The sequence below is a fragment of the Thermobispora bispora DSM 43833 genome, from assembly GCF_000092645.1.
Classification (GTDB): Bacteria; Actinomycetota; Actinomycetes; order Streptosporangiales; family Streptosporangiaceae; genus Thermobispora; species Thermobispora bispora.
In genome coordinates this window covers 152,084-173,442 of the sequence record NC_014165.1, presented here as the reverse complement: position 1 = coordinate 173,442, position 21,359 = coordinate 152,084, and the positions used below count along the sequence as shown (strand labels likewise).

Below are 21,359 nucleotides of genomic sequence, written 5' to 3'. Positions count from 1 at the left end.
CCGCCGGATACCATGATTGAAATTTCAAGGAGAGGTCATGCCTGTCCAGCGGCTCAACCACGCGGTGCTCTACGTGCGGGACCTCGCCCGGAGCGTGGCCTTCTACCAGGAGGCGCTCGGGTTCCGCGTCATCGGCGACATCGCCCTGCGCGGGGCGGCGTTCCTGCAGGCTCCGGGCTCGACCAACGACCACGACCTCGCGCTCTTCGAGATCGGCCCGCACGCGGGGCCGTCCACCGCCGGGAGGCACACGGTCGGGCTCTACCACCTCGCCTGGGAGGTGGACACGCTCGCCGAACTCGAGCGCATCGCCCGGAAGCTTCAGGAGATGGGCGCGCTCGTGGGCGCCTCCGACCACTCGACCACCAAGGCGCTCTACGCCCAGGACCCCGACGGCCTCGAGTTCGAGGTGTGCTGGGTGGTGCCGGCGGACCGGCTCACCGACGAGATCATCGCCGGGCGGAGCACGATCCGGCCGCTCGACCTGGCCAAGGAGATCGAGCGGTACGGCGCCCACACCCAGGGCGGCATCGGCGTCTCCCGCTGATCGCCCAAGGTTCCGGCCGCCGCCCACTCTCGCGGGTCCACGCGGCCACGGCGCGTCCCGCAGGTCCGCCCGGCCAGGTCCTCTCCGACTGATCACTCAGGGCTCCGGCCGCCGCTCGCTCCCGCAGGTCCACGGAACCATGGCGCGTCTCGCAGGTCCGCGCGGCCAGGGCCTCTCCGACTGACCGCCCAGGGCTCCGGCCCCGCTCACTCTCGCGCGTCCACGCGCCACGGCATCTCCCGCTGATCCCCCTGCTCCGGCCGAACTCGGCCCCGCGGTCCACGCGGCCACGGCGCGCCCCGCTGAACTGCCCTTCCCGGTCGGGCGCGTCCCGCCGACCAGCCCGTACCCGATCGAGCCCGTCCCGCCGACCGGCCCGAACCGCTCGGGCGCGTACGGCTGGCCGCCCCGTATCGATCGGGCGAGGCCTCCGGCCGGCCGTCCCCGCCGGTGCCCCACGGCGTGACCGCACCCGCACGCGTTCCGTCCGCGGTGCCCGCCTGCACAGCGCGCTGATTCGTGAGTCAAGGCACTGTTTTTCCGGGATTGGCCGTCCGGGATTCGTGGGGAAGAAGTAGAGACGACGGAACCCGGCCGCCGCCACGCGGCCGGAGCCCGCCGGAGCGCCCGGCGGGCACGCCGGTCAACCCCCCATCGCACGCCAGCGAGGAGGGGTGATGACTGACCGCACCGCCGCACCGGGCCGCGCCACGGCGCCCCGCCCGGCCGGCCGTACCCGGCCGCCAACGGCTCACGGTGCCGGATGACCGGCCATCCCGGTGAATCCCCAGGGCCAGGAACCAGGCAGTCGTCCACACGGAGAGACCGAATGTTCCTCACCCAGCTGTTCGCGTCGTACGCCCCGGTGCTCAGGGACGTGCTCCCGGAACCCCTCCGCGGGCTGGTGGTGACGCCGCGCCGGGTCATCGCCTGCCCGGGCGGGCTCCGGATCGACCTGCGCGGGATCGGCGGCCCGGGGACCGAGCGGTCCGCGGCCCTGCTCGAGGAACGGCTGAGCGCGCTGCCCGGGGTCGAGCGCGCCGAGGTCAACGGCCGGCTCGGCTGCGTCTTCGTCGGGTGCGACCCCGAGGCGGTCGACCGGGAGGAGCTGCTCGAGATCGCCCGGGAGCTCGACGAGCAGGAGCGGCACGCGCACGAGACCCCCGTCCGGGTCGTCGAGGAGCACATCCGGTCCATCATCCGGCTCGCCACCGGGGTGGCCGGCGTCGGCACGATCTTCACCGGGATCGCGCTGCGGGCGCCCCGGCTCTCCCCGGCCGTGCCCGCCCTGGTCAACCTGCTCAACGCCACACCCGTCCTGCGGGAGGAGCTCGACAAGCGCATCGGGCGCGGCCCGGCGAACGCGCTCTTCCACACCGCCAACCTGGTCACCCAGACGCTCACCCTCCGCCCGCTCGGGCTGGTGGCGCACTCGATGGCCGCCCTCAGCCGCTACGTGGAGACCAGGGCGGCCCAGCGCTCGTGGGTGGCGCTGGAGCGGCGGCTCGCGGAGGTCCCCGGCTCCTACCGCCACGTCCGGGCGCGGTTCCGGCGCCGCCCCACGCACCTGCCGCACGGCCCGATCGAGCGGTACGCCGACCTGGCGAGCACGGCCGCCGCCCTCACCTACGGGTTCATGCGCTTCGCCGCGCGCCAGGACGAGCGCGCGCTCGCGGTCCTCACCGCGATCACCCCGAAGATCGCCGAATACACCCGGGAGGCGTTCGCCGGCGCGGTACGGCGGGCGCTGGGTGAGCGGGACACCGTGGTCTTCGACGCCGAGGCGCTCCGCAGGATGGACCGCGTCGACACGGTGGTCCTCGACTCCGACGCGCTCACCACCGGCTCCTGGGCGATCGACCGGGTCGAGCCGCTCGTGGACGAGCTCGACCTCAACGAGCTGTACGCCCGCCTGTACCGGCTCCTGGACTTCACCGACCCGGGCGCGACCCGGATCGACGAGGAGTGGTCGGCCGCGCCGCTCACCGACCCGGCCCGGTTCCCGGGCACGCACGCCACCGAGTGGCGGGGGCGCGGGATGCGGCTGGTCGAGGTGCGCCGCGCGGACACCCCGGTGGCGCTCGTGGGCCTGTCCCGGGAGATCGACCCGCTCGCCGTTCCGATCGTGGCCGCGGCCAAGGCCGCGGGGACCGTGCTGCTCGCCGGCGATGAGGACGGCACCGCCCACCGGCTCGCGATCGACCAGGTGCTCCCGGGCGGGGCGGACCTCGCCCACCGGGTGTTCGAGATGCAGGCGGAGGGGCACTGCGTGCTCGTGGTGTCCCGGCGCGCCCGGGAGGCCCTCGCCCAGGCCGACATCGGCTTCGGCGTGATGGACCCGGGCACGGCCACGGTGCCGTGGGACGCCGACGTGGCCGGCGGGCTCCCCGGGCTCCACCTGCTCCTCATCGGCCTGCGGCGGGCCGAGACGGCGAGCCGCGACGGCGTCCGGATCGGCGTCGCGGGCGGCCTCATCGGCGCGCTGTTCTCGTTCGCCGGGCCCGCGTCGGGCGCGGTGGGGCGGGCGCAGCTCGTCAGCTCCCTGGGCGCGCTGGTCGCCGTGGCGTGGGGGGAGCTGGCCGGCCGGGCTCTCGCCCGGACACCGGTGCCGCTCCGCGCCGACCCGACCCCCTGGCACGCCATGTCCGTCCCGGAGGTGCTCGCCCGGCTCGGGTCGTCGCCCCGGGGGATCTCCGAGGAGGAGGCGGAGCGGCGCCGTGCCGCGGCACGGCCCGTCGAGATCGCCGCGCCGCGGTCGCTCGCCCGCACCGTGCTCGGCGAGCTGGCCAACCCGCTCACCCCGGCCCTCGCCAGCGGGGCGGCCATCGCCGCGCTCATCGGCTCCGCGGTGGACTCCGTGATGATCAGCGGGGTGATGGTCATCAACGCGTTCATCGGCGGCGTGCAGCAGTCGCAGGCCGACCGGGAGCTCACCCGGCTCACCGAGACGACCTCGGTCCGGGTGCGGGTCCGCCGGCCGGAGGGGACCGTGGAGATCCGCAAGGAGGACCTCGTCCCCGGGGACGTGGTGGAGCTGCGCGCCGGCGACGCCATCCCCGCCGACGGACGGGTGATCAAGTCGGTCGGCCTCGAGGTCGACGAGTCGACCCTCACCGGCGAGTCGCAGCTGATCGCCAAGCGGACAGAGCCCACCATCGCCGCGGCGATCGCCGACCGCGCCTCGATGGTCTACGAGGGGACGACCGTGGCGGCGGGCACCGGGCTCGCCGTGGTCGTCGCCACGGGGGAGATGACCGAGGCCCGGCGCGCCGCCCAGCTCGGCACGGCACCGCCCCGGGTGAGCGGGGTCGAGCTGCGCATGCGCGAGCTCAGCCGCCGGGTGCTGCCGCTGTCGGTGGGCTCCGGGCTGTTCCTGCTCGTGACCGAGCTGCTCCGCGGGCGTTCCCTCGCGGCCGCGCTCGTCCCGGCGGTGAGCCTCACCGTGGCCGCCGTCCCGGAAGGGCTGCCGTTCGTCGCCACGGCCGCCGAGCTCGCCGCGGCCCGGCGGCTGTCCCGGCGCGCCGCGCTGGTGCGCAACCCGAAGACGATCGAGGCCCTGGGCCGGGTCAACGTGCTCTGCTTCGACAAGACGGGGACCCTGACCGAGGGCCGGATCAGCCTGCAGTACGTCTCCGACGGCCGGGCCGGCCGGCCCGTGGAGGAGCTCACCCACCACCTGCGGCGGGTCATCGCGGCCGCGGTGCGGGCGAGCCCCAAGACCGGCGGCGGCCGTGTGCTCGCCCACCCCACCGATCGCGCGATCCACGAGGCCGCGGAACGGCTCAGCATCACCCCGCGGGAAGGGCTGCAGGTGTGGGAGCGGGTGGACGAGATGCCGTTCGAGCCCGGGCGCGGCTACCACGCGGTGCTCGGCCGTACCGAGCACGGGCACCTGCTGAGCGTCAAGGGGGCGCCCGAGATCGTGATCGACCACTGCACCACGGCGCTACGGGGGACCGAGGTGGTCCCGTGCGACGACGCGGTCCGGCACGAGCTGACCAGGGAGGTCGCCCGGCTGGCCCGCCAGGGGTACCGGGTGCTCGCGGTCGCCCAGCGCCCGGCGTCCGACCGGAGCGACCTCGACGAGTCGCGCATCGACGAGCTGTGCTTCCTCGGCTTCCTCGGGCTCGCCGACCCGGTCCGGGCCACGGCCGCGGAGAGCGTGGACCGGCTCATGCGGGCCGGGGTGCGGATCGTGATGATCACCGGGGACCACCCGAGCACGGCCGAGGCGATCGCGGTCGAGCTCAACACGCTGAACGGCGGGCGCATCATGACCGGGCCGGAGCTCGACGAGCTCGACGACGAGACGCTCACCAAGCTCCTGCCGGAGGTGTCGGTCTTCGCCCGGGTCACCCCGGCGCACAAGGTGCGGATCGTCTCCTGCCTGCGCCGGGCCGGCGAAGTGGTCGCGGTCACCGGCGACGGTGCCAACGACGCCCCGGCGATCCGGATCGCCAACGTGGGGATCGCGCTCGGCTCGCGCGCCACCCCCGCGGCGCGCTCCGCGGCCGACCTCGTGGTCACCGACGACCGGATCGAGACCGTGGTCGACGCGATCGTCGAGGGCCGGGCCATGTGGTCGTCGGTCCGGGATGCGCTGAGCATCCTCGTCGGCGGGAACCTCGGGGAGATCATCTACACCATCGCGTCCAGCCTGATCGGCGCCACGGCGCTCAACGCGCGCCAGCTCCTGCTGGTGAACCTGCTCACCGATCTCGCGCCGGCCATCGCCGTGGCGCTGCGTCCGCCCACCTCGACCGAACCGGAGCGGCTGCTCACCGAGGGCCCGGAGGCGTCGCTCGGCGCCTCGCTCATGCGGGAGATCTACGTGCGCGCGGGCGTGACCGCGCTCGCCGCGGCCATGGGCTGGCTCGCCGGGCGGGCGACGGGCACCCGGGGCCGGGCGGCCACGATCGGGCTGGTCGCGCTGGTGACCGCGCAGCTGCTGCAGACCCTCTCCGGTGGCGGCACGAACCGGACCGTGGTGCTCGCCGTGCTGGCGTCCTTCGCCCTGCTCTGCGTGATCGTGACCGCGCCCGGGGTGAGCGGCTTCTTCGGCTGCCGGCCGCTCGGGCCGGTCGGGTGGACGGTCGGCCTGGGCAGCGCCGGCCTCGCGGCCCTCATCGGGGAGGTGGTCCAGCGGTGGCTGCTGCGGCCGGTGGCCTCTGCCGCGCCGCGGCCCGCGCTCACCCCCGCTCCGGCCGCCGCCTGACCCGGGGCCCTGCCGCGGCAGGGCTCCGGGCCCGGTGCGCCCACGCGGTGCCCGGGGCACGCGGCCGGCGGCCGTCAGGACCGGGCGCGGGCGTTCTTCCGCGCCTGCTTGGCCTTCTTCGGCTTCTGGGCGGCCGGCGCGCCGTGCTTCCGCGCGCTCGACGCGGTGTTCCGTACGGCCTTGGCCTTCTTGGGCCGCTTGTGCTTCGCCGGTTGGCGGACCTGCCAGTGCCGGTCCCAGAACCGGTCGTCGAACGCGGGGTTGCCCGACGTCCGGCGGCGGGAGCGCGGGTCGGCCGCCAGCTGGATGCTGGTGGGGCCGAAGTCCGGCATGGGGATCGACACGGCCTCCGCACGGCCCGAGGAGTCGATGGGGATCGGCACCACGACGATCTCTTCGGGCACCCCGTCCTTGCCCACCACCACGGTCCGGGTGGGCGTCGGGGTCGGGCTGGGCGTGGACGCGCCCGCGGCGAGCAGGGCCGCGGTCACTCCTGCGGCGGCTAGCTGAGTGATCATCTGACCCCCCGTGGTGATAGCGGTACGGGCAAGACGCTAGGCCGCAGATCGCTGTTGATCGCGCGATACACGCCCAATGCAGGTTCAAAGCTCCGGAACGGGATCGTCCCGCCCACGGAGCGCCGTATCAGCTCCCTTGCCGGGCGTCAGCCTCCGGCACGCCGGACGCACGGGCGGCTCCCGCCGGCCGGGCGAGGCCGGCCCGGCGCCGTCCCCGGGCATGCCATCGGTGGACGGGCCGCTGCGCTCGGTGGACCGGGCCGGTGCTCACGGGCCCGAGGGCGGCGGCACCACCGGCCGCCAGGCGACGGGGGTGGAGAGCACCATCGTGCTCGACGGCCGGCCGTACGGGGCGAGCCGGTCGATGAGCCGCTCGAACCCCTCCATCGAGGTCGCCGCCACCTTCAGCACGCAGCAGGCGTCGCCGGTGATCCGGTGGATCTCGAAGACCTCCGGCCACTCCCGCACCTCGGGGTCGCGCAGCACGCACCGCGGGCCGTAGCAGGACATCCGGATGAGCGCCACCACGGTCCATCCGGCCCTCGCCAGGTCGACGTGGGCGTGGTAGCCGCGGATCACCCCGGTCTCCTCCAGCCGGCGCACCCGCTCGGCGACCGCGGGCGGCGAGAGGTGGACCCGGCGCGACAGCTCGCTGAAGGACAGCCGCGCATCGGCCTGCAGGTGGCGGAGCAGCTCCCAATCCCGGTCGTCCACGGCACCTTCCGATCGTTAAGCGGAACGCCACAACTGGCGTTGATTGTTAAGAAGAACCCCAGCATTACCGTTGATCGCGCCTTCTCGGAATCTTTCGCTTCAGGGAACATTGGTGACACCCCGGAGCAAACCGGTCCTCTCCCCCCGAGGAACCCGAGGAAGACGCGCCATGAGCATCAGCCCCCCTCCGCCCGCCCCGGCCGCCGCCGAGCTCGGCCCGACGACCGCCGAGCAGCGCGCGGCCAAGGCCGCCGCCAACCGCGGCGAGCCCACGCTCGACTTCACCGGGATCAGCCCGTACGACGCGTACGTGCGGGCCAGCACCCTGCACACCCTGCAGCGGCCGCTCAGCTCGGAACCGGGCGAGATGTCGTTCCTCATGGTCAGCCAGATCATGGAGCTCTACTTCGGGCTGATCTGCTTCGAGCTGTGCGAGGCCCGCCGCGCGCTGCGCGAGGACGACCTTCCGGCCGCGCTCGCCCCGCTGAACCGCGCCGTGCTCCACCTGACCGGGCTCAACGCGACCTGGCACGGGCTGAGCTGGATGACCCCGGCCGACTTCAACCGGTTCCGCGACCTCCTCGGCGAGGCGTCCGGCTTCCAGTCCGCGATGTACCGGCGGCTGGAGTTCGTGCTCGGCTATCGCTCCACCTCGCTCATCCGCCCCTTCCGGCGGCAGCCCGAGGTCTATCAGGCCCTGGTCGACGAGATGCGCTCCCGGAGCATCTGGGACGAGACGATCGCGCTGCTCGCCCGGCGCGGCTTCGACATCCCGCACGACCTCCTCGAGCGCGACTTCACCGAGGAACACCGGCCGCACGAGGCGGTGGAGGCCGCGTGGGTGACCGTGTACCGGGAGGACACTCCCGACCTCCGGCGGCTCGGCGACGCGCTCGCCCAGATCGCCGAGGGGTTCAGCGACTGGCGCTACGAGCACCTCAAGGCGGTCAAGCGGACCATGGGCGAGAAGCCCGGCAGCGGCGGATCGTCCGGTGTGGCCTGGCTGCAGCGCAGCCTGGCCCGGGTGGTCTTCCCCGAGCTCTGGTCCGCCCGGACCATCATCTGACCTCCCCCGGCCTTAGCCCGACCGGGCCATCCCCCGCCCGGTGCCGCACCCGGGGCCGCTCCCGTCGCCCTTCCCCCGCGGGCGGCGGCCCCGGGTCCCCCTCCTCACGGGCCAGGCCCCGGGAGCACCCCTCCCCACCGGCCGGGCCCCGGAAGCACCCCCTCGCACGGCCGGGGTCCGAAGCGCACCTTTCCACCGGCCGCGCACGCGGGAGCGCACTCTCCCCAAGCCCGCGGTCCCGGGAGCAGATCCTTCCCACGGGTGGCGTTCCCGGGAGCACACCCCTCCCCAGGGCGGCGATCTCGGACGCACCCCCTCTCCTCGCGAGGCGACGATCCCGGGGCCACGTGCTCCCCGCGGGGAGGGGCCGCGGGGCAGGTCCTCCCGCCCGCGGTGGCCCGGTTGCGCGTCCCGGCCCGCGCACCGGACCGCGATCCGCGGCGGGCGGCGGGCCGGCCGGGGCGAGGCCATCCCCGCGCCCCACGGGGCCGCCCCCGTCCTGGAGTCCCAGGCAGGGGGAGGTCGAGCACCCCTGCGATAGCCTCGGCGTGTGGAGGCGAGGACGCTGGACGACGTCCTGCCGCGGCTGCCGCTGTTCTCCGGCCTCACGGAGGAACAGCTCGCGGTCATCCGCGCGGGATCGTCCATCACGAGGCTGCGCAAGGGGGACTCTTCCACCAGGACGACCCCGTCCGCGGGTTCTTCTACGTCCTGCGCGGCCAGATGCAGCTCTCCGTGTCGACGGCCGAGGGCGCCGAGAAGGTCGTGGAGATCGTCACCACGATGGAGAGCTTCGGCGAGGCCGTCGTCTTCGACGGGATCCGCTACCCGGTCACCGCCACCGCGCTGGTGGACACGGAGCTGCTCGGCGTCTCCAGCTCGGCCGTCCTCGACCTGCTCGACCGGGACCCGTCGTTCGCCCGCCGGATGCTCGCCAACATGGCGGTCCGGCTGCGCCGGCTGATCCGCGACGTGGAGGCGTACTCCCTGCGGTCGAGCATGCAGCGGGTCGTCGGCTTCCTGCTCCACGCGGTGCAGGACGACCCCGGGCCGGAGGGGGAGTGCACGATCCGGCTGCCGATGCGCAAGCACGTGCTCGCCTCCCGGCTCAACATCGCGCCGGAGACCCTCTCCCGCATCCTGCGCGAGCTCACCGCCGACGGGCTGATCAGCGTCCGCGGCCACCAGATCACCCTGCGCGACGTCCCCCGGCTGCGGGAGCGGCTCGACCCGGCCGTGAATTCCGCCACATCCTGCCCGGTCGGCCCCAGACCTTGACTTAGGTCAAGGAAAGCCCGGCACGCCGTCCCTAGCGTGGCGCCGTACGCGAGACGATGGGAGAACGGCTGTGCTGTGCTTTCAATGCGAGCAGACCGACCGCACGGGGCTCACCCCCGGCTGCGCGGGTCCGCTCGGCAACTGCGGTAAGGATCCGATCACCTCGGACCTGCAGGACCTGCTGATCCACGCGGTCAAGGACATCGCCCGGTACGCGGCCAAGGCCCGCGAGCTCGGCGCGCCCGACGACGAGGCGGCCGCGTTCATCGTCTACGCGATGTTCACCACGCTGACCAACGTCAACTTCAACCCGACCCGGTTCGACGCCCTGATCCGGGAGGCCGCCTCCGTCCGGGACCGGGTCCGGGCGCGGTACGAGGAGGCGGCGCGGGCCAACGGGCTGCAGCCCGAGCCGCCCCCCGCGTCGGCGCAGTGGGAGCCGGCCGCCGACCTCGACGGCCTGCTCGCCCAGGCGGCTGAGGCCCGCATCGACGCCGGCATCGACACGGTCGGCCCGGACATCGTCGGGCTGCGCGCCTTCAACCTCTACGTGCTCAAGGGGATCTGCGCCTACGCCCACCACGCCCACGTCCTCGGCCACGACAGCGCCGAGGTCTTCGCCGGGATCGAGAGCGGCCTGGCGTACCTGGCGAGCGAGCCCACCGACGCCGAGGGCCTGCTGGAGCGGGCGCTCGAGCTCGGCCGGCTGAACTTCCGGGTCATCGAGCTGCTCGACAAGGCCAACACCGGCACGTACGGCGCCCCGCAGCCGACCGCGGTCCGGGTCACCCCGGTCGCCGGCAAGGCGATCCTGGTGAGCGGCCACGACCTGCGCGACCTGGCGGCCGTGCTCGAGCTGACCAAGGACACCGGGATCAACGTCTACACCCACGGGGAGCTGCTGCCGGCCCACGCCTACCCGCGGCTCAAGGCGTACCCGCACCTGGTCGGCAACTACGGCGGCGCCTGGCAGGACCAGCAGCGGGAGTTCGCCGCGTTCCCCGGCCCGATCCTGATGACGTCGAACTGCATCATCGAGCCGCACCTCAGCTACCGCCGCCGGATCTTCACCACCGGCCCGGTGGGCTGGCCGGGGGTGCGCCACCTGGCGGACGGGGACTTCACCCCGCTCATCCAGGCGGCCAAGGCGCTGCCCGGGTTCGCCGAGGACGGGCCGGAGGAGTTCATCACGGTCGGGTTCGGCCGGGAGACCGTGCTCACCCACGCCGACCGGATCATCGAGGGGGTACGGCAGGGCGCGATCCGGCACTTCTTCCTCATCGGCGGGTGCGACGGGCCCACCCCGGGGCGCGACTACTACCGGGAGCTCGCCCTGTCCACCCCGGACGACACCGTCGTGCTCACCCTGGGGTGCGCCAAGTACCGGTTCAACCGGCACGACTTCGGGGAGATCGGCGGGCTGCCCCGGCTGCTCGACATGGGCCAGTGCAACGACAGCTACTCGGCCATCCGGGTCGCGATGGCGCTCGCCGACGCCTTCGGCTGCGGGATCAACGACCTCCCGCTCACTCTGGCGCTCGCCTGGACCGAGCAGAAGGCGGCCGCGGTGCTCGCCACCCTGCTCGCGCTCGGCGTCCGCGGCATCCACCTCGGCCCGACGCTCCCCGCGTACCTCACCCCGGCCCTGGTCGACACGCTCGTCGACCGGTTCGGGCTGCGGCTGATCGGGGACCCGAAGGCCGACCTGGCGGCGGCATTGGGGCGGGCATGACCTCCACAGCGGAATCGGCTCCGGCGGCCGGAACCGCCGAGGCCCGGCCGGTGTCCATGGTGACGGCCGACGGGGAGCGGCTGGAGTTCCCGTGCGCGCCGGGGCAGAGCGTGCTGGAGGCCGCGGCCGCGGCCGGGGCGGCGCTGCCCGCCTCGTGCCGGCAGGGCACCTGCGGCTCCTGCCACGCCTCGGTCACCGGCGGCGCCTTCGACCACGGCCCCTGCAGCCCGATGGCTCTCCCGCCGGAGCGGCGGGAGCAGGGGGAGGTGCTGCTCTGCCGCACCTACCCGCAGGGCCCGCTCTCGGTCGCGCTGCCGTACGAGAGCTCCCGGATCCTGTACGGCGGGATACCGCGGCGCGAGGCCGTGATCACCGCGCTGGAGACAGTCGCCCGCGAGACCGTGCGGCTGGAGCTGCAGCTCGAGCCGGACGAGGAGGCCGGGAGCGGCTGCCAGTTCGAACCCGGGCAGTTCATGGAGCTGGAGGTGCCCGGGACGGACGCGAAGCGGGCGTACTCCCTGGCGAACACCGGCAACTGGGAGGGCCGGCTGGAGTTCTTCATCCGGCTCCGGCCGGGTGGGCTGTTCTCCACCTACCTGCAGGAGCGCGCCCGGCCCGGGGAACGGCTCACCGCGCACGGCCCGCAGGGCGCCTTCGGCCTGCGGGAGACCGGGCTGCGGCCCCGCTGGTTCGTCGCGGGCGGGACCGGGCTGGCCCCGCTGCTGTCGATGGTCCGGCACATGGCCGAGTGGCAGGAGCCCCAACCGGCCAGGCTGCTCTTCGGGGTGAACGAGGAGGCGGACGTGTTCGGCCTCGCCGAGCTCGACGCCGTGGCCGCCGAACTGCCCGGGTTCCGCTACGAGGTCTGCGTGTGGCGGCCCGGCCCCTCGTGGCAGGGGCAGGCGGGCACCCCGGCCGACCGGGTGGCCGAGCTGCTCGCGGCGACGGCGGAGAAGCCGGACATCTACGTCTGCGGCCCGCCGCCCATGGTCGACGCGGTCGCCCAGGCCGCGCTCACGGCCGGCGTGCCGGAGGAGCGGGTCATCCGGGAGCGCTACCTGCCGACCTGACGGTCCCAGGCGGCAGGGGCGCCGGCCTTGACCGGGTCGCGTGGCACGGGGCGCGGCCGGGCCAGATCCGGGGACGGCGCGGGGCACCGGCCTGACCAGGCCCGAGGGCGGTGCGGGGCGTTGACCTGACCAGGCCCGGGCGGCGCGGGCCCGGCCCTGGCCGAGGCCGGGCGCGGTCCTGACCGGGGCCGGGAACGGCGCGGGCGCGGGCGGGAGCGGCAGGGGCGCCGTCAGCGGTCGCCGCCGGGGTGCCCGGCGGCGCGGCCCCCGGAATCCTCCGGCCGGCCGGTCTCGGGCCCGGCGCCCGGCCGATCCACCGGCCGGGACGGGCCGATGCCGTCCGGTGCCGCCGCCCGCGATCGGGCCTGCTCCCGCCGGGGAACCGAGCGGAGGAGGCGGAGGATGGCGGCGCCGCCGAGATAGGTGATGAGCGCGTCCTCCGGCAGGCCGTACACGGCGGGGGCGGCGTCGGGGAAGCTGCTGTTGCTGAGCAGGGCGTAGATGACGCTCACGAACCCCGCGATCACGAGGATGAGGCGGGTGGCCGGCCGGGCCACCACCCGGGCCGGTGCCTCGGGCAGCGCGACCCGGACCCGGCCGGTGACCCGGGCGCCGCCCGGCTCGAACCGCCCGAACACCATGATCAGCAGGGCGAGCACCGCGCTCAGCATGATCAGCCAGGGGATGCGCCAGGCGAACCACGCCGGCGAGCCGACCTCCGGGGTGGGGAGGACGCCGGCGAAGTGCAGCGCGCCGGCGAGCAGGATCGCGGCCGAGATGTGCCAGATGAAGATCACCATGATCACGGTGTTCACGGCGACCACCACCAGCCACGGCGTGCGGCGCCGCAGCCAGCGTTCGCCCCGCTCCCGGAGCAGCAGCGCGGCGCCGAGCTGCGCGGTGGCCACCGCGATCAGCGCGAGGCTCGGCGGCGACATGTTGTGCAACCGCTCCCCCGGCACGTTGATCATGCTGACCGGGTAGGGACCGGCCAGGGTGAGCAGGAGCAGGGCGGCGAACCCGCCGAGCAGCAGCGGCAGCGCCACCCGGGGGCGGGCCGGCAGCCGCCCGTCGTACCAGGCGAACCCCATCTGGTGGATGGCCAGCCACCCGAACAGGTAGTTGCCGTACCCCCAGAGCGGCCTCCCGGTCAGCCGGGCGACGTCCCCGAGGGCGACCAGGCCGGCCAGCACCAGCGGGACCAGCAGCCCGTATCGGCGGTGCAGGGCGTACATCGGCGGGGTGAGGGCGACCACGGTCAGGTACGCCACCAGGAACCACAGCGGGATCGTGGCGAACCAGGCGACCAGGCGGACCCGGGAGGGGTCGGTGTCCCACAGCCGGGCCGCGAGCGCACCGGCCGCGATCACGAGCACCAGGGTGGTGGTGGGCCGGACCAGCCGGCCGCTGCGGGAGATCAGCCACTCGACCGCGTTCCCGCCCCGGCGCCGCTCCGCGGTCAGCGACGCGGCGTTGGCATAGCCGCCGACGAAGAAGAAGATCGGCATGACCTGGACCGCCCAGGTGATCGGGAACGCCCACGGCAGGTCGGGGAGTGCCGAGCGGCCGGAGAGCTCGCCCTGCTCGTCGTAGCCGACCACGGACACGAGCCAGTGCCCGAGGACCACCGCGATGATCGAGATCGCCCGGAGCAGGTCGATGAACCGGTCCCGCGTGGGCGGGGTTCGCTCGGCGAGCTCCCGGACCCGGGTCAACGCGGCGCGCATCGTCTCCGACCTCCCGGGGCGGCCTTGGCCGATCGCTGACTGTTCTCTACCCCCGGCCGCGGCGGGCGCATGCCTCGGGGCCCGCTCCGGGCTTGCCGTCCTGCTCCGGCCGCGAGTCGTCGCCCCGGAACCGGCCCGGCCGTACGGAGACAGCCGTACGGAGGCAGCGGAAGGCCCCTCCCGACGCGCGGGAGGGGCCTCGCCGGGTGACAGGCTCGCCTGTCAGCCCGTAACCGGATCAACTCGTTCCCTCAGCTGCTCCGATCATCTACGGCCATGAGCGGCCGGACGGCAGATCCGTCAGAAGCCGAAGCCGCAGCCGCCGAAGCCGCCGAAGCCGCAGTCGTTGAAGAAGGGCGTGTTGTTGAACCAGCCGTTGTTGTTGAACCAGCCGCTGTTAGACCAGTAGCTGTCCCGGTGGGTCTCGTCGAAGAAGCTGATCGTCGCGGTGCCGTTGCTCACGACGAACGCCGACGAGTCGTCGTAGGAGTCGTTCCAGCAGTTGCTGGTCCAGAAGTTGCTGTTGTTCCAGAAGTTGTTGCAGTCGTTGAAGAAGACGTTGTTGTCGAAACAGGGCCCGAAATTGCCGGTCGGCGCGGTGGCGCTGGCGGCGGTGGCGCCCAGGGTGAGCGCACCACCGGTGAGGGCGGTCCCCAGCGCCAGACCAGCGAGGATCTTCTTGAATGCAGGCATTGCATGTCCTCCTAAATAGGAACCGTTCGCCCAAGAAATGGCAGAGCCTATTTCCTGGACTCGGAACGAGAAGCGTCGCCATTGACACTTCCGCCCCGCATTCCTGCACTCACGTGATTTCCTGGACGATCCAGGCGCAAACAGGCGCATAGTGGTCTTGATTTAGCATTGGGGACATATCTACTGCCATTACGGTTGGAAAGTCCCCTTTGTGACGAAATATCCGATTCCAAGATCCAGAGGCCGTACGGCACCGCAGGTCAGGGCGCCGGCGCACCGGACGGCGCCGGCGGCGCCGCCGATCCCGAGCCCGGGACGCCGAGATGCATCGGCCGCGGGAAAGCCGTGGGAAATACGTCAACGAAGCGCCTAAACACCGGGCGGAATTCGAATGACACGGTGCGGGATCACGCTGAATTCCGTAAAAACCACCATCGGGCCTGGACGCCTCGCCGGGCGGAATTCCCCGCGCCGGACCGGGTACCCCGCCGGCCGGGTTCCAGAGCCAGGCCGAACCCCGTGCCCGGTAGTCGGGCCTCCCGCCGGTCCTCGCGGGCGGCCGCGCCGGGCCGTGCCGTACCGGATCACGCGGGCCGGACGTGACCGCCGCGCGGCGGGCGGCGACCGACCGTTCCGGGCACGAGATGTCGGGTCCGGTACGGCGGGCCGCACCTAGCGTGGGCTCGTGGCCGGGAAAGGAGCGACGGGATGCTGGAGCGGCTGAACCGGGCCGTCGACTACATCGAGCGGCACCTCGATCAGCGGATCGACGGGGCCGAGCTCGCGCGGATCACCCTCATGTCGGAGTACCACTTCCGGCGGCTGTTCTCCGCGCTCGCCGGCATTCCCCTCTCGGAGTACATCCGCCGGCGGCGGCTCACCCTCGCGGGCGCCGAGGTGCTCGCCGGGAAGGAGACGCTGCTCGATATCGCGGTGCGGTACGGCTATGGCTCCGGTGAGGCGTTCGCCCGCGCGTTCCGGGCCCTGCACGGTGTCGGGCCCGCCGAGGCGAGGCGGACCGGTGCCGCGCTGTTCTCCCAGCCACGCATCTCGTTCCGCCTCGTCGTCGAAGGGAGCAGCGGTATGCGATACCGGATCGTGGAGAAGGAGGGGTTCCGCATCGTGGGCAAGAAGGCCCGTCTCCCCTTGGTCCATGAGGGGATGAACCCCGCGATCGTCGCCTTCGTGCAGAGCATCGACCCGGAGACCCGGCGGCGGATCGAGGAGCTCTCCGACCAGGAGCCGCGCGGCATCCTCAACGTGAGCCACGACCTCGCCGAGGGCCGCGCGGAGGGCACCGAGTTCGACTTCTACACGGCGTGGTCACCGGCGCTCCCACGCCCGAGGACCTGGACGTGCTGCCCGTGCCGGCGGGGACGTGGGCGGTCTTCGAGATCTCGGGCGACTTCCCCCTGGCGATCCAGTACCTGTGGCGGGACGTCTTCACCCAGTGGTTCCCGTCGAACCCCTATCAGAGCAGGCCGGGCCCGGAGATGCTCAGCGCCCGGATCTCACCGGACGGGTCGAGGGCGGACGCGGAGCTGTGGATCCCCGTGGAGCGGACCGCGCACTGATCACGGCCGGCCCGGAGCCGGGTCACGGGACAGAAGTGAATGTTGGGGCGAATGCTTCCAGTTTGAACGTTCGGTGCGGTAGAAGATCTTCAAAAAGCCGATCATCCCTTTGGGGTAATCCGTGAAGAAGATCCTGCGAGCGCTCACGGCATTCGCCGCCGTCTTCGCCTTCATCGGCCTCTCCGGGCCGGCCCACGCCACCACGGCCGACACCGACCCCGGGCTCGCCGCCGAGTGGCAGTACGCGTGGGACACCTACAAGTTCTACGACCGCACGCCCCCGGCGCCGGACTCGGGGCGCAGCCAGCGCACGGCCACGATCTCCATCGTGATCGACGCCCCGTTCCGGCACGTGTTCGACGCGTACTCGAACTTCAGCAACCACATCGGCCGGAACCCGTTCCTGACCCGGGTCGTCACCCACAAGGACTGGCGCAAGGGCAGCCTGCGCCACATCAACCTCACCGCCGTTGAGGAGGTGCCGTACGAGGGCACGATCGTCACCCTCAACACCCACGCGCAGCAGCGCCTCCACCGGAGCAAGCGCTACTACGAGGTCGACTCCTGGTCGGCCCCGGGCGTGGTGACCCACCAGAAGATCGTCTTCAAGCCGCTCAGCAAGCGGCAGACCAAGGTCACCGAGTACCTCACCTTCGAGGCCGACAACTCGCTGATCGACTTCACCGCCACGAACGGCGTGGCAGCGCACCAGCAGATCCAGGCCGCCCTCAAGCAGGCGATCGAGAACGGCGAGCTCTGACCCGCCCGCTGAGCCGGGTGCCTGGTTCCCAGTGAGCCGTGTGGGCACGGCCGCGGTCACACGCGCGGCCGTGCCCATTCGGCTTCCATGGAGGGACGCCGGGTGTGGCGGGACATCGAGGGTGCTCTGGAGATCCGCGGCTTCCACCGCTCCTCGCCGGAGGAGTGTCCTCGCCACCGCGGGATGTCCCCGCTCGCATGGCGCGGCCGTACGAGAGCGGCGTGCCTCGGCAGCGCCGGGAGACCATGCCGACCCCCTCTGGACCACGTGACCACTGCTCTCCCATCGGCTGGAACATCGGCCGGGATGCAATACGCGGCGGCGCATCCCGCCACTTCACCGCTCATCGCCGGGGTGCGCCGGCGAGCGGACGGGCACGGGCTGCCGGATCATTCCATGGCGATCACACGGTTAGCAGCCAGCCGGTGATGATCGAGCCGAGCGACAGGACGACCCCCGTTAAGAGCGACCAGCAGCCCCACCGGACGAACCGGTACTTGCGCCGGACGAGCACGCTGATCCGGAGGAGTTCCCCGGCCAGTTCGGTGACATTCGCGGCCCGGGGATGGGAAAGCCTTCTGACGACTTCTTCCGCCGTGCCGTACTGGGCGATATCCATGAAGTGAGTGAGTGAACCGTCCCGCTTCGGTGCGCCCACCTGCGGATAGACGGCGCCGGCGAATGCTCCGACGGCGAAAGCGTCAAGCCCACCCCCACCCACCAGAGCCATTCCACCCTGTCGTCGAGGCCCGTCGGCGACCAGGTCCCGGCCAGCAGCCCGGCCGCCACGGCGCCCAGCCCGATGCCGGCGATACCGAGCAGGACCTGCGCTTTCGTATCGACACGGTCGAGCTCCGCCTTGGCCTCTCCCAGCAGCCGTTCGGCCTCCGCGCGAACGAGGTCTTCGTGAGAGGCGGCCCGATTCTTCTCGCCGGCGAATAACCGTCGCAGCATGTTGTCCCCCGTCGCATCCCCCAATGCCATTATGCGCTCAATTGGATATGCGCGACCGGGGTTCAGAAAAATGCGTCGATGTTAATCGATAGCGGGTGAGCGAGAATAGCGGCGATCAGGATATGTTCCGGGAATCGGCGGCCGCGCGGAGAGGTGGCCGCGCATGCCGCGACGGTCGCGCACGCCGGGAGGGGTCGCGCACCAGCCGGTGCCGGATCCCGGCCATGGCGCAGGGCGCCTACCCCCGGCCTTCCCGACGAGGCAGGGGAGGCGTTCCTCCGGCACGGCCGCCGTGGGAGGGGGAACGTGCCGCGGCTCTCGCCGGCCGGCTCAGCCCACCGGTCGACGGCGCACTCCGCCGAACCGTACGCACCTCGCCCGCAGCGCGCCCGGGGCGTGCCGGCCCAGCGGCGTGCTGCCGGAGACCGGCCAGGGCTCACCCCGCGCCGCGCATCCCACCCGGGTGACACGTACGGCCGGCGTCCAGGGGGCGAGCGGCGCGCCGGCCCGGAGACGCAGCGCGATCAGTGCCGGATCGCCGGCGTGCCGGGGCGTACGGCCCGCCGACCGGTGCGGCGCGCCTGCCTGCGGTCATGACGCCGAGGTGGAAGCTCGTCATCGTTTCTGTTACGAAGCGCGCCGCCCTCTCGCCTTCAATTCGGACATGAGGGATGTTAGGCAGCGTTACTTCGCCACAAGCGACCGATAGGAGCGTGCGTGGAAGACATCCTGTCCGGGATCTCGGACTTCGTCTGGGGGCCCTTCCTGCTCATCCCCCTGCTCCTGCTGACCGGCCTGTACCTCACGATCGTGCTGCGGGGCCTGCAGTTCCATAAGCTGCTCTACGCCCTCTGGCTCGCGTTCATCCGTCGTAAGGAGCCGGAAGGCACGGGCGACATCAGCCACTACCAGGCCCTGTCCACCGCGCTGGCGGCCACCGTCGGCGTCGGCAACATCGCGGGTGTCGCGACCGCCATCCACTTCGGCGGACCGGGCGCGGTCTTCTGGATGTGGGTGACCGGCCTCGTCGGCATGGCCACCAAGTACTGCGAGGCCTTCCTCGGCGTCCGCTTCCGCCGTACCGACGCCAAGGGCGAGCAGAGCGGCGGCCCGATGTTCTACCTCACCTATGGGATCGGCGGTAAGTTCGGCGCCACCCTGGGCATCCTCTTCGCGATCTTCGGCGCGATCGCGGCCTTCGGCATCGGCAACATGGTGCAGTCCAACAGCGTGGCCGATGCGATCAACTCCCAGTGGGGCGTCCCCATGTGGGTGACCGGCCTGATCATCACGGTGATCGCCGCCGTCGTCATCCTCGGCGGCATCAAGAGCATCGGTGCGTTCACCAGCGCCTTCGTGCCCGTGATGATCATCTTCTACATCCTGGGCGCCCTGTGGGTGATCATCGCCAACATCGGGAGCCTGCCGAGCGCCATCGCCACGATCGTCACGGACGCCTTCACCGGCACCGCCGCCACCGGTGGCTTCGCCGGCGCCACCGTCCTGCTGGCGATCCGGTACGGCGTGGCCCGCGGCATCTTCTCGAACGAGTCCGGCCTGGGCACCGGCGGCATCGCGGCGGCGGCCGCCAAGACGAACGAGCCCGTGCGGCAGGCGCTCGTGTCGATGACCCAGACCTTCATCGACACGATCGTCGTCGTCGGCATGACCGGCCTGGTGATCGTGGTCACCGGTGCCTGGCAGAGCGGCGAGAACGGCGCCCCGCTCACCTCGCTCGCGTTCAGCCAGGGCCTGCCCGGCGAGTGGGGCGGCATCATCGTCACCCTCGGCCTGGTCTTCTTCGCCTTCTCCACCCTCCTCGGTTGGGCGTACTACGGCGAGCGCTGCATGGACCGGCTCTTCGGCCGGGGTGCGGTGGTGCCGTACCGGCTGGTGTTCATCGTGCTGATCTTCGTCGGCACGGTGCTCGAGCTGCAGACCGTGTGGACGTTCTCGGACATCATGAACGGCCTCATGGCGCTGCCGAACCTCATCGGCCTGGTTCTGCTCTCCGGCCTCGTGGTCCGGGAGACCAAGGCGTACTTCAGCCGTCCCGACTGGCAGACCGAGTACCGGCCCGTCTCGACGAAGCGGTGAGCCGCGGGGCTCATCACCCCTGACCGTCTGAATCCGGCTCCGTCACATCGGCCCGTGCCCGGCGCCGCGTCACCGGCGGCGCCGGGCACGGGCCCAACCCGGCAGGGAGCCGCTCTCACCGGTGACCATGGTGGGAGCGGCTCCCTGCTCTCGTTTCATCCGCCTGGCCCTGCCTGTACGGCGCATCCTGCACCGATGTCACCTGATCCGCCCACACGACCATTTGGGTAAATGAACTCAATTCACACTTGATCGTAATCATGCTACAGTTCACCCCAGTTGCCCCTTTAGTCACAGGAGGCACTGGTGCGACAGCTCCCCCATGCTCTGCTTGCGCTGACGACCGTTGCGCTCACCGTGGCGACCGCCACCCCGGCCGAGGCCGCCTCCCGGCCCAAGGGGGTGCCGAAGGCCGCGATCACCGCCCAGGTGAAGAAGGTCGTGGACGGTGACACGATCCACGTGATCTCCAGGGGACGGACGCTCAAGGTCCGGCTGCTGGAGATCGACACCCCCGACTGGGGCCAGTGCTGGTACAACGCGGCGACCGCGAAGACCAAGGCGTTGCTCCCGGTCGGCAAGCCCGTCTACCTGCTCCGTGACCGTGACCCCAAGGACCGGTACGGCCGGTACCTCTTCTACGTCTGGTCCCACAACGGGACGTTCGTGAACCGGTACCTGGTGCGGTACGGCTACGCCCGGGCGATGCTGATCAAGCCGAACGACAAGTACATCAAGCTGATGCGCAGCGAGGAGGCCAAGGCCAAGCGGCAGAAGCTGCGCATCTGGTCCGGCCGGTGCGACAAGGGCGGGACCGCCAAGCCGAAGACCAAGGGCGGGACCGCCGAGCCGAAGACGACTGCCCGGACCGGCACGGACCCGCGGTTCCGCACCTGCGCCGAGGCGAACCGGAACGGGTACGGCCCCTACTACCGGGGGCGCGACCCCGAGTACGCCTGGTACCAGGACCGCGACGGCGACGGGGTCGTCTGCGAACGGTGACCCTGATCGGACCGCCGCCCACGGTCACGGCCATCGAGAGGACCGCTGCGTGAGGCGATGAGGGCGGCCACGGCGGCGGTCCCACCCATGGGCGGCGCCGCCCGCCAAGGCCCGGGCACCTGGCCCGGGCCGGCACGACGGCGAATCTCCCCGCCGGGCCCGGCCCGAGGCGGGCGGCGAGATCGGACGGGACCACCGCCCGGTGGCATCGCCGGTCCGGCGGGGTGACCATCGGGCGGGTGCACCGAGACCCGGTGCCGCCGGGAGCGGCGGTACCTCGGATCGGTCTCCGCACCGCGCCAGAGGGGCGATGGTGCGGGCTCGCGGAGCGTCCGGCCTGGTGATCCGGTGGATCGCCGGGCCGGGAAGACTCACGCAGGCGAAGCCCGGTCCTGAGCTCGGCAACGGCCAT

The 21,359-nt window shown here is 72.4% G+C and carries 14 protein-coding genes and 2 pseudogenes; 10 read left to right on the top strand and 6 right to left on the bottom strand.

Annotated features, from left to right (window positions below; genetic code table 11):
* Nucleotides 1-37: 37 nt before the first annotated feature.
* A complete protein-coding gene (locus TBIS_RS00750) occupies nucleotides 38-547 on the top strand; it encodes a VOC family protein (RefSeq protein WP_013130412.1) in 510 nt (169 codons plus the stop codon).
* 829 nt (nucleotides 548-1,376) lie between these two features.
* Entirely contained in the window at nucleotides 1,377-5,762 is a 4,386-nt protein-coding gene (locus tag TBIS_RS00745) for a cation-translocating P-type ATPase (RefSeq protein WP_013130411.1), read from the top strand.
* Nucleotides 5,763-5,836: 74 nt separating this feature from the next.
* On the opposite strand, the gene TBIS_RS19990 is transcribed toward TBIS_RS00745, so the two are convergent.
* Together TBIS_RS19990 and TBIS_RS00735 are read right to left on the bottom strand one after the other, a co-directional pair.
* On the bottom strand, nucleotides 5,837-6,280 hold the full coding sequence (locus TBIS_RS19990) for a hypothetical protein (RefSeq protein ID WP_013130410.1): 444 nt from the start codon (nucleotides 6,278-6,280) through the stop codon (nucleotides 5,837-5,839).
* Nucleotides 6,281-6,547: 267 nt separating this feature from the next.
* Nucleotides 6,548-6,994: an Lrp/AsnC family transcriptional regulator gene (locus TBIS_RS00735; RefSeq protein WP_013130409.1), complete on the bottom strand. Its 447-nt coding sequence runs from the start codon at nucleotides 6,992-6,994 to the stop codon at nucleotides 6,548-6,550.
* 169 nt (nucleotides 6,995-7,163) lie between these two features.
* On the opposite strand from TBIS_RS00735, the gene TBIS_RS00730 reads away from it, so the two are divergent.
* The 4 genes from TBIS_RS00730 (at nucleotide 7,164) to TBIS_RS00715 (ending at nucleotide 12,140) form a co-directional block, all read left to right on the top strand.
* Nucleotides 7,164-8,060 carry a tryptophan 2,3-dioxygenase gene (locus TBIS_RS00730; protein ID WP_013130408.1) on the top strand — a complete coding sequence of 299 codons (897 nt, stop codon included), beginning with the start codon at nucleotides 7,164-7,166 and terminating at the stop codon, nucleotides 8,058-8,060.
* Between the two features lie 723 nt (nucleotides 8,061-8,783).
* The gene (locus tag TBIS_RS00725; RefSeq protein WP_206771188.1) at nucleotides 8,784-9,338 is read left to right on the top strand and encodes a Crp/Fnr family transcriptional regulator; all 555 of its coding nucleotides are present in this window, start codon (nucleotides 8,784-8,786) and stop codon (nucleotides 9,336-9,338) included.
* 70 nt (nucleotides 9,339-9,408) lie between these two features.
* Nucleotides 9,409-11,070 (top strand): hydroxylamine reductase, encoded by a 1,662-nt coding sequence (gene hcp / locus TBIS_RS00720; RefSeq protein WP_013130407.1) that lies wholly within the window; start codon nucleotides 9,409-9,411, stop codon nucleotides 11,068-11,070.
* Complete coding sequence (locus TBIS_RS00715) at nucleotides 11,067-12,140, top strand: 2Fe-2S iron-sulfur cluster-binding protein (protein ID WP_013130406.1); 1,074 nt, start codon at nucleotides 11,067-11,069, stop codon at nucleotides 12,138-12,140. Before hcp ends, TBIS_RS00715 begins: the two co-directional genes overlap by 4 nt.
* Before the next feature lie 230 nt (nucleotides 12,141-12,370).
* Here TBIS_RS00715 and TBIS_RS00710 read toward each other — a convergent pair whose 3' ends face one another.
* Together TBIS_RS00710 and TBIS_RS00705 are read right to left on the bottom strand one after the other, a co-directional pair.
* Nucleotides 12,371-13,867 carry an acyltransferase family protein gene (locus TBIS_RS00710; RefSeq protein WP_013130405.1) on the bottom strand — a complete coding sequence of 499 codons (1,497 nt, stop codon included), beginning with the start codon at nucleotides 13,865-13,867 and terminating at the stop codon, nucleotides 12,371-12,373.
* Between the two features lie 300 nt (nucleotides 13,868-14,167).
* Entirely contained in the window at nucleotides 14,168-14,560 is a 393-nt protein-coding gene (locus tag TBIS_RS00705) for a hypothetical protein (RefSeq protein ID WP_013130404.1), read from the bottom strand.
* A gap of 708 nt (nucleotides 14,561-15,268) precedes the next feature.
* Between TBIS_RS00705 and TBIS_RS00700 the strand changes: the two are divergent.
* Together TBIS_RS00700 and TBIS_RS00695 are read left to right on the top strand one after the other, a co-directional pair.
* Nucleotides 15,269-16,134, top strand: a pseudogene (locus TBIS_RS00700) (AraC family transcriptional regulator).
* A 121-nt stretch (nucleotides 16,135-16,255) separates the two neighbouring features.
* Nucleotides 16,256-16,894, top strand: a complete 639-nt coding sequence (locus TBIS_RS00695) for an SRPBCC family protein (protein ID WP_013130402.1) — start codon at nucleotides 16,256-16,258, stop codon at nucleotides 16,892-16,894.
* A gap of 403 nt (nucleotides 16,895-17,297) precedes the next feature.
* Here TBIS_RS00695 and TBIS_RS00690 read toward each other — a convergent pair whose 3' ends face one another.
* Nucleotides 17,298-17,624 (bottom strand): Pycsar system effector family protein, encoded by a 327-nt coding sequence (locus TBIS_RS00690; protein ID WP_013130401.1) that lies wholly within the window; start codon nucleotides 17,622-17,624, stop codon nucleotides 17,298-17,300.
* A gap of 53 nt (nucleotides 17,625-17,677) precedes the next feature.
* Nucleotides 17,678-17,848 (bottom strand): annotated as a pseudogene (locus TBIS_RS20280) (hypothetical protein); the annotation flags it as partial.
* Between the two features lie 717 nt (nucleotides 17,849-18,565).
* Here TBIS_RS20280 and TBIS_RS00685 point away from each other — a divergent pair.
* Both TBIS_RS00685 and TBIS_RS17985 read left to right on the top strand, forming a co-directional pair.
* Nucleotides 18,566-19,945 (top strand): alanine/glycine:cation symporter family protein, encoded by a 1,380-nt coding sequence (locus tag TBIS_RS00685; protein WP_013130400.1) that lies wholly within the window; start codon nucleotides 18,566-18,568, stop codon nucleotides 19,943-19,945.
* Between the two features lie 306 nt (nucleotides 19,946-20,251).
* Nucleotides 20,252-20,947 carry a thermonuclease family protein gene (locus TBIS_RS17985; protein ID WP_013130399.1) on the top strand — a complete coding sequence of 232 codons (696 nt, stop codon included), beginning with the start codon at nucleotides 20,252-20,254 and terminating at the stop codon, nucleotides 20,945-20,947.
* Nucleotides 20,948-21,359: the final 412 nt, after the last annotated feature.

What these genes read in the sequence shown, in the direction of transcription:
- TBIS_RS19990 (WP_013130410.1), bottom strand. Translation starts at nt 6,280, where the DNA reads ATGATCACTCAGCTAGCCGCCGCAGGAGTGACCGCGGCCCTGCTCGCC.
- TBIS_RS00725 (WP_206771188.1), top strand. Translation starts at nt 8,784, where the DNA reads ATGCAGCTCTCCGTGTCGACGGCCGAGGGCGCCGAGAAGGTCGTGGAG.
- TBIS_RS00745 (WP_013130411.1), top strand. Translation starts at nt 1,377, where the DNA reads ATGTTCCTCACCCAGCTGTTCGCGTCGTACGCCCCGGTGCTCAGGGAC.
- TBIS_RS00705 (WP_013130404.1), bottom strand. Translation starts at nt 14,560, where the DNA reads ATGCCTGCATTCAAGAAGATCCTCGCTGGTCTGGCGCTGGGGACCGCC.
- TBIS_RS00750 (WP_013130412.1), top strand. Translation starts at nt 38, where the DNA reads ATGCCTGTCCAGCGGCTCAACCACGCGGTGCTCTACGTGCGGGACCTC.
- TBIS_RS00710 (WP_013130405.1), bottom strand. Translation starts at nt 13,867, where the DNA reads ATGCGCGCCGCGTTGACCCGGGTCCGGGAGCTCGCCGAGCGAACCCCG.
- TBIS_RS00715 (WP_013130406.1), top strand. Translation starts at nt 11,067, where the DNA reads ATGACCTCCACAGCGGAATCGGCTCCGGCGGCCGGAACCGCCGAGGCC.
- TBIS_RS00730 (WP_013130408.1), top strand. Translation starts at nt 7,164, where the DNA reads ATGAGCATCAGCCCCCCTCCGCCCGCCCCGGCCGCCGCCGAGCTCGGC.
- TBIS_RS00690 (WP_013130401.1), bottom strand. Translation starts at nt 17,624, where the DNA reads ATGGCTCTGGTGGGTGGGGGTGGGCTTGACGCTTTCGCCGTCGGAGCA.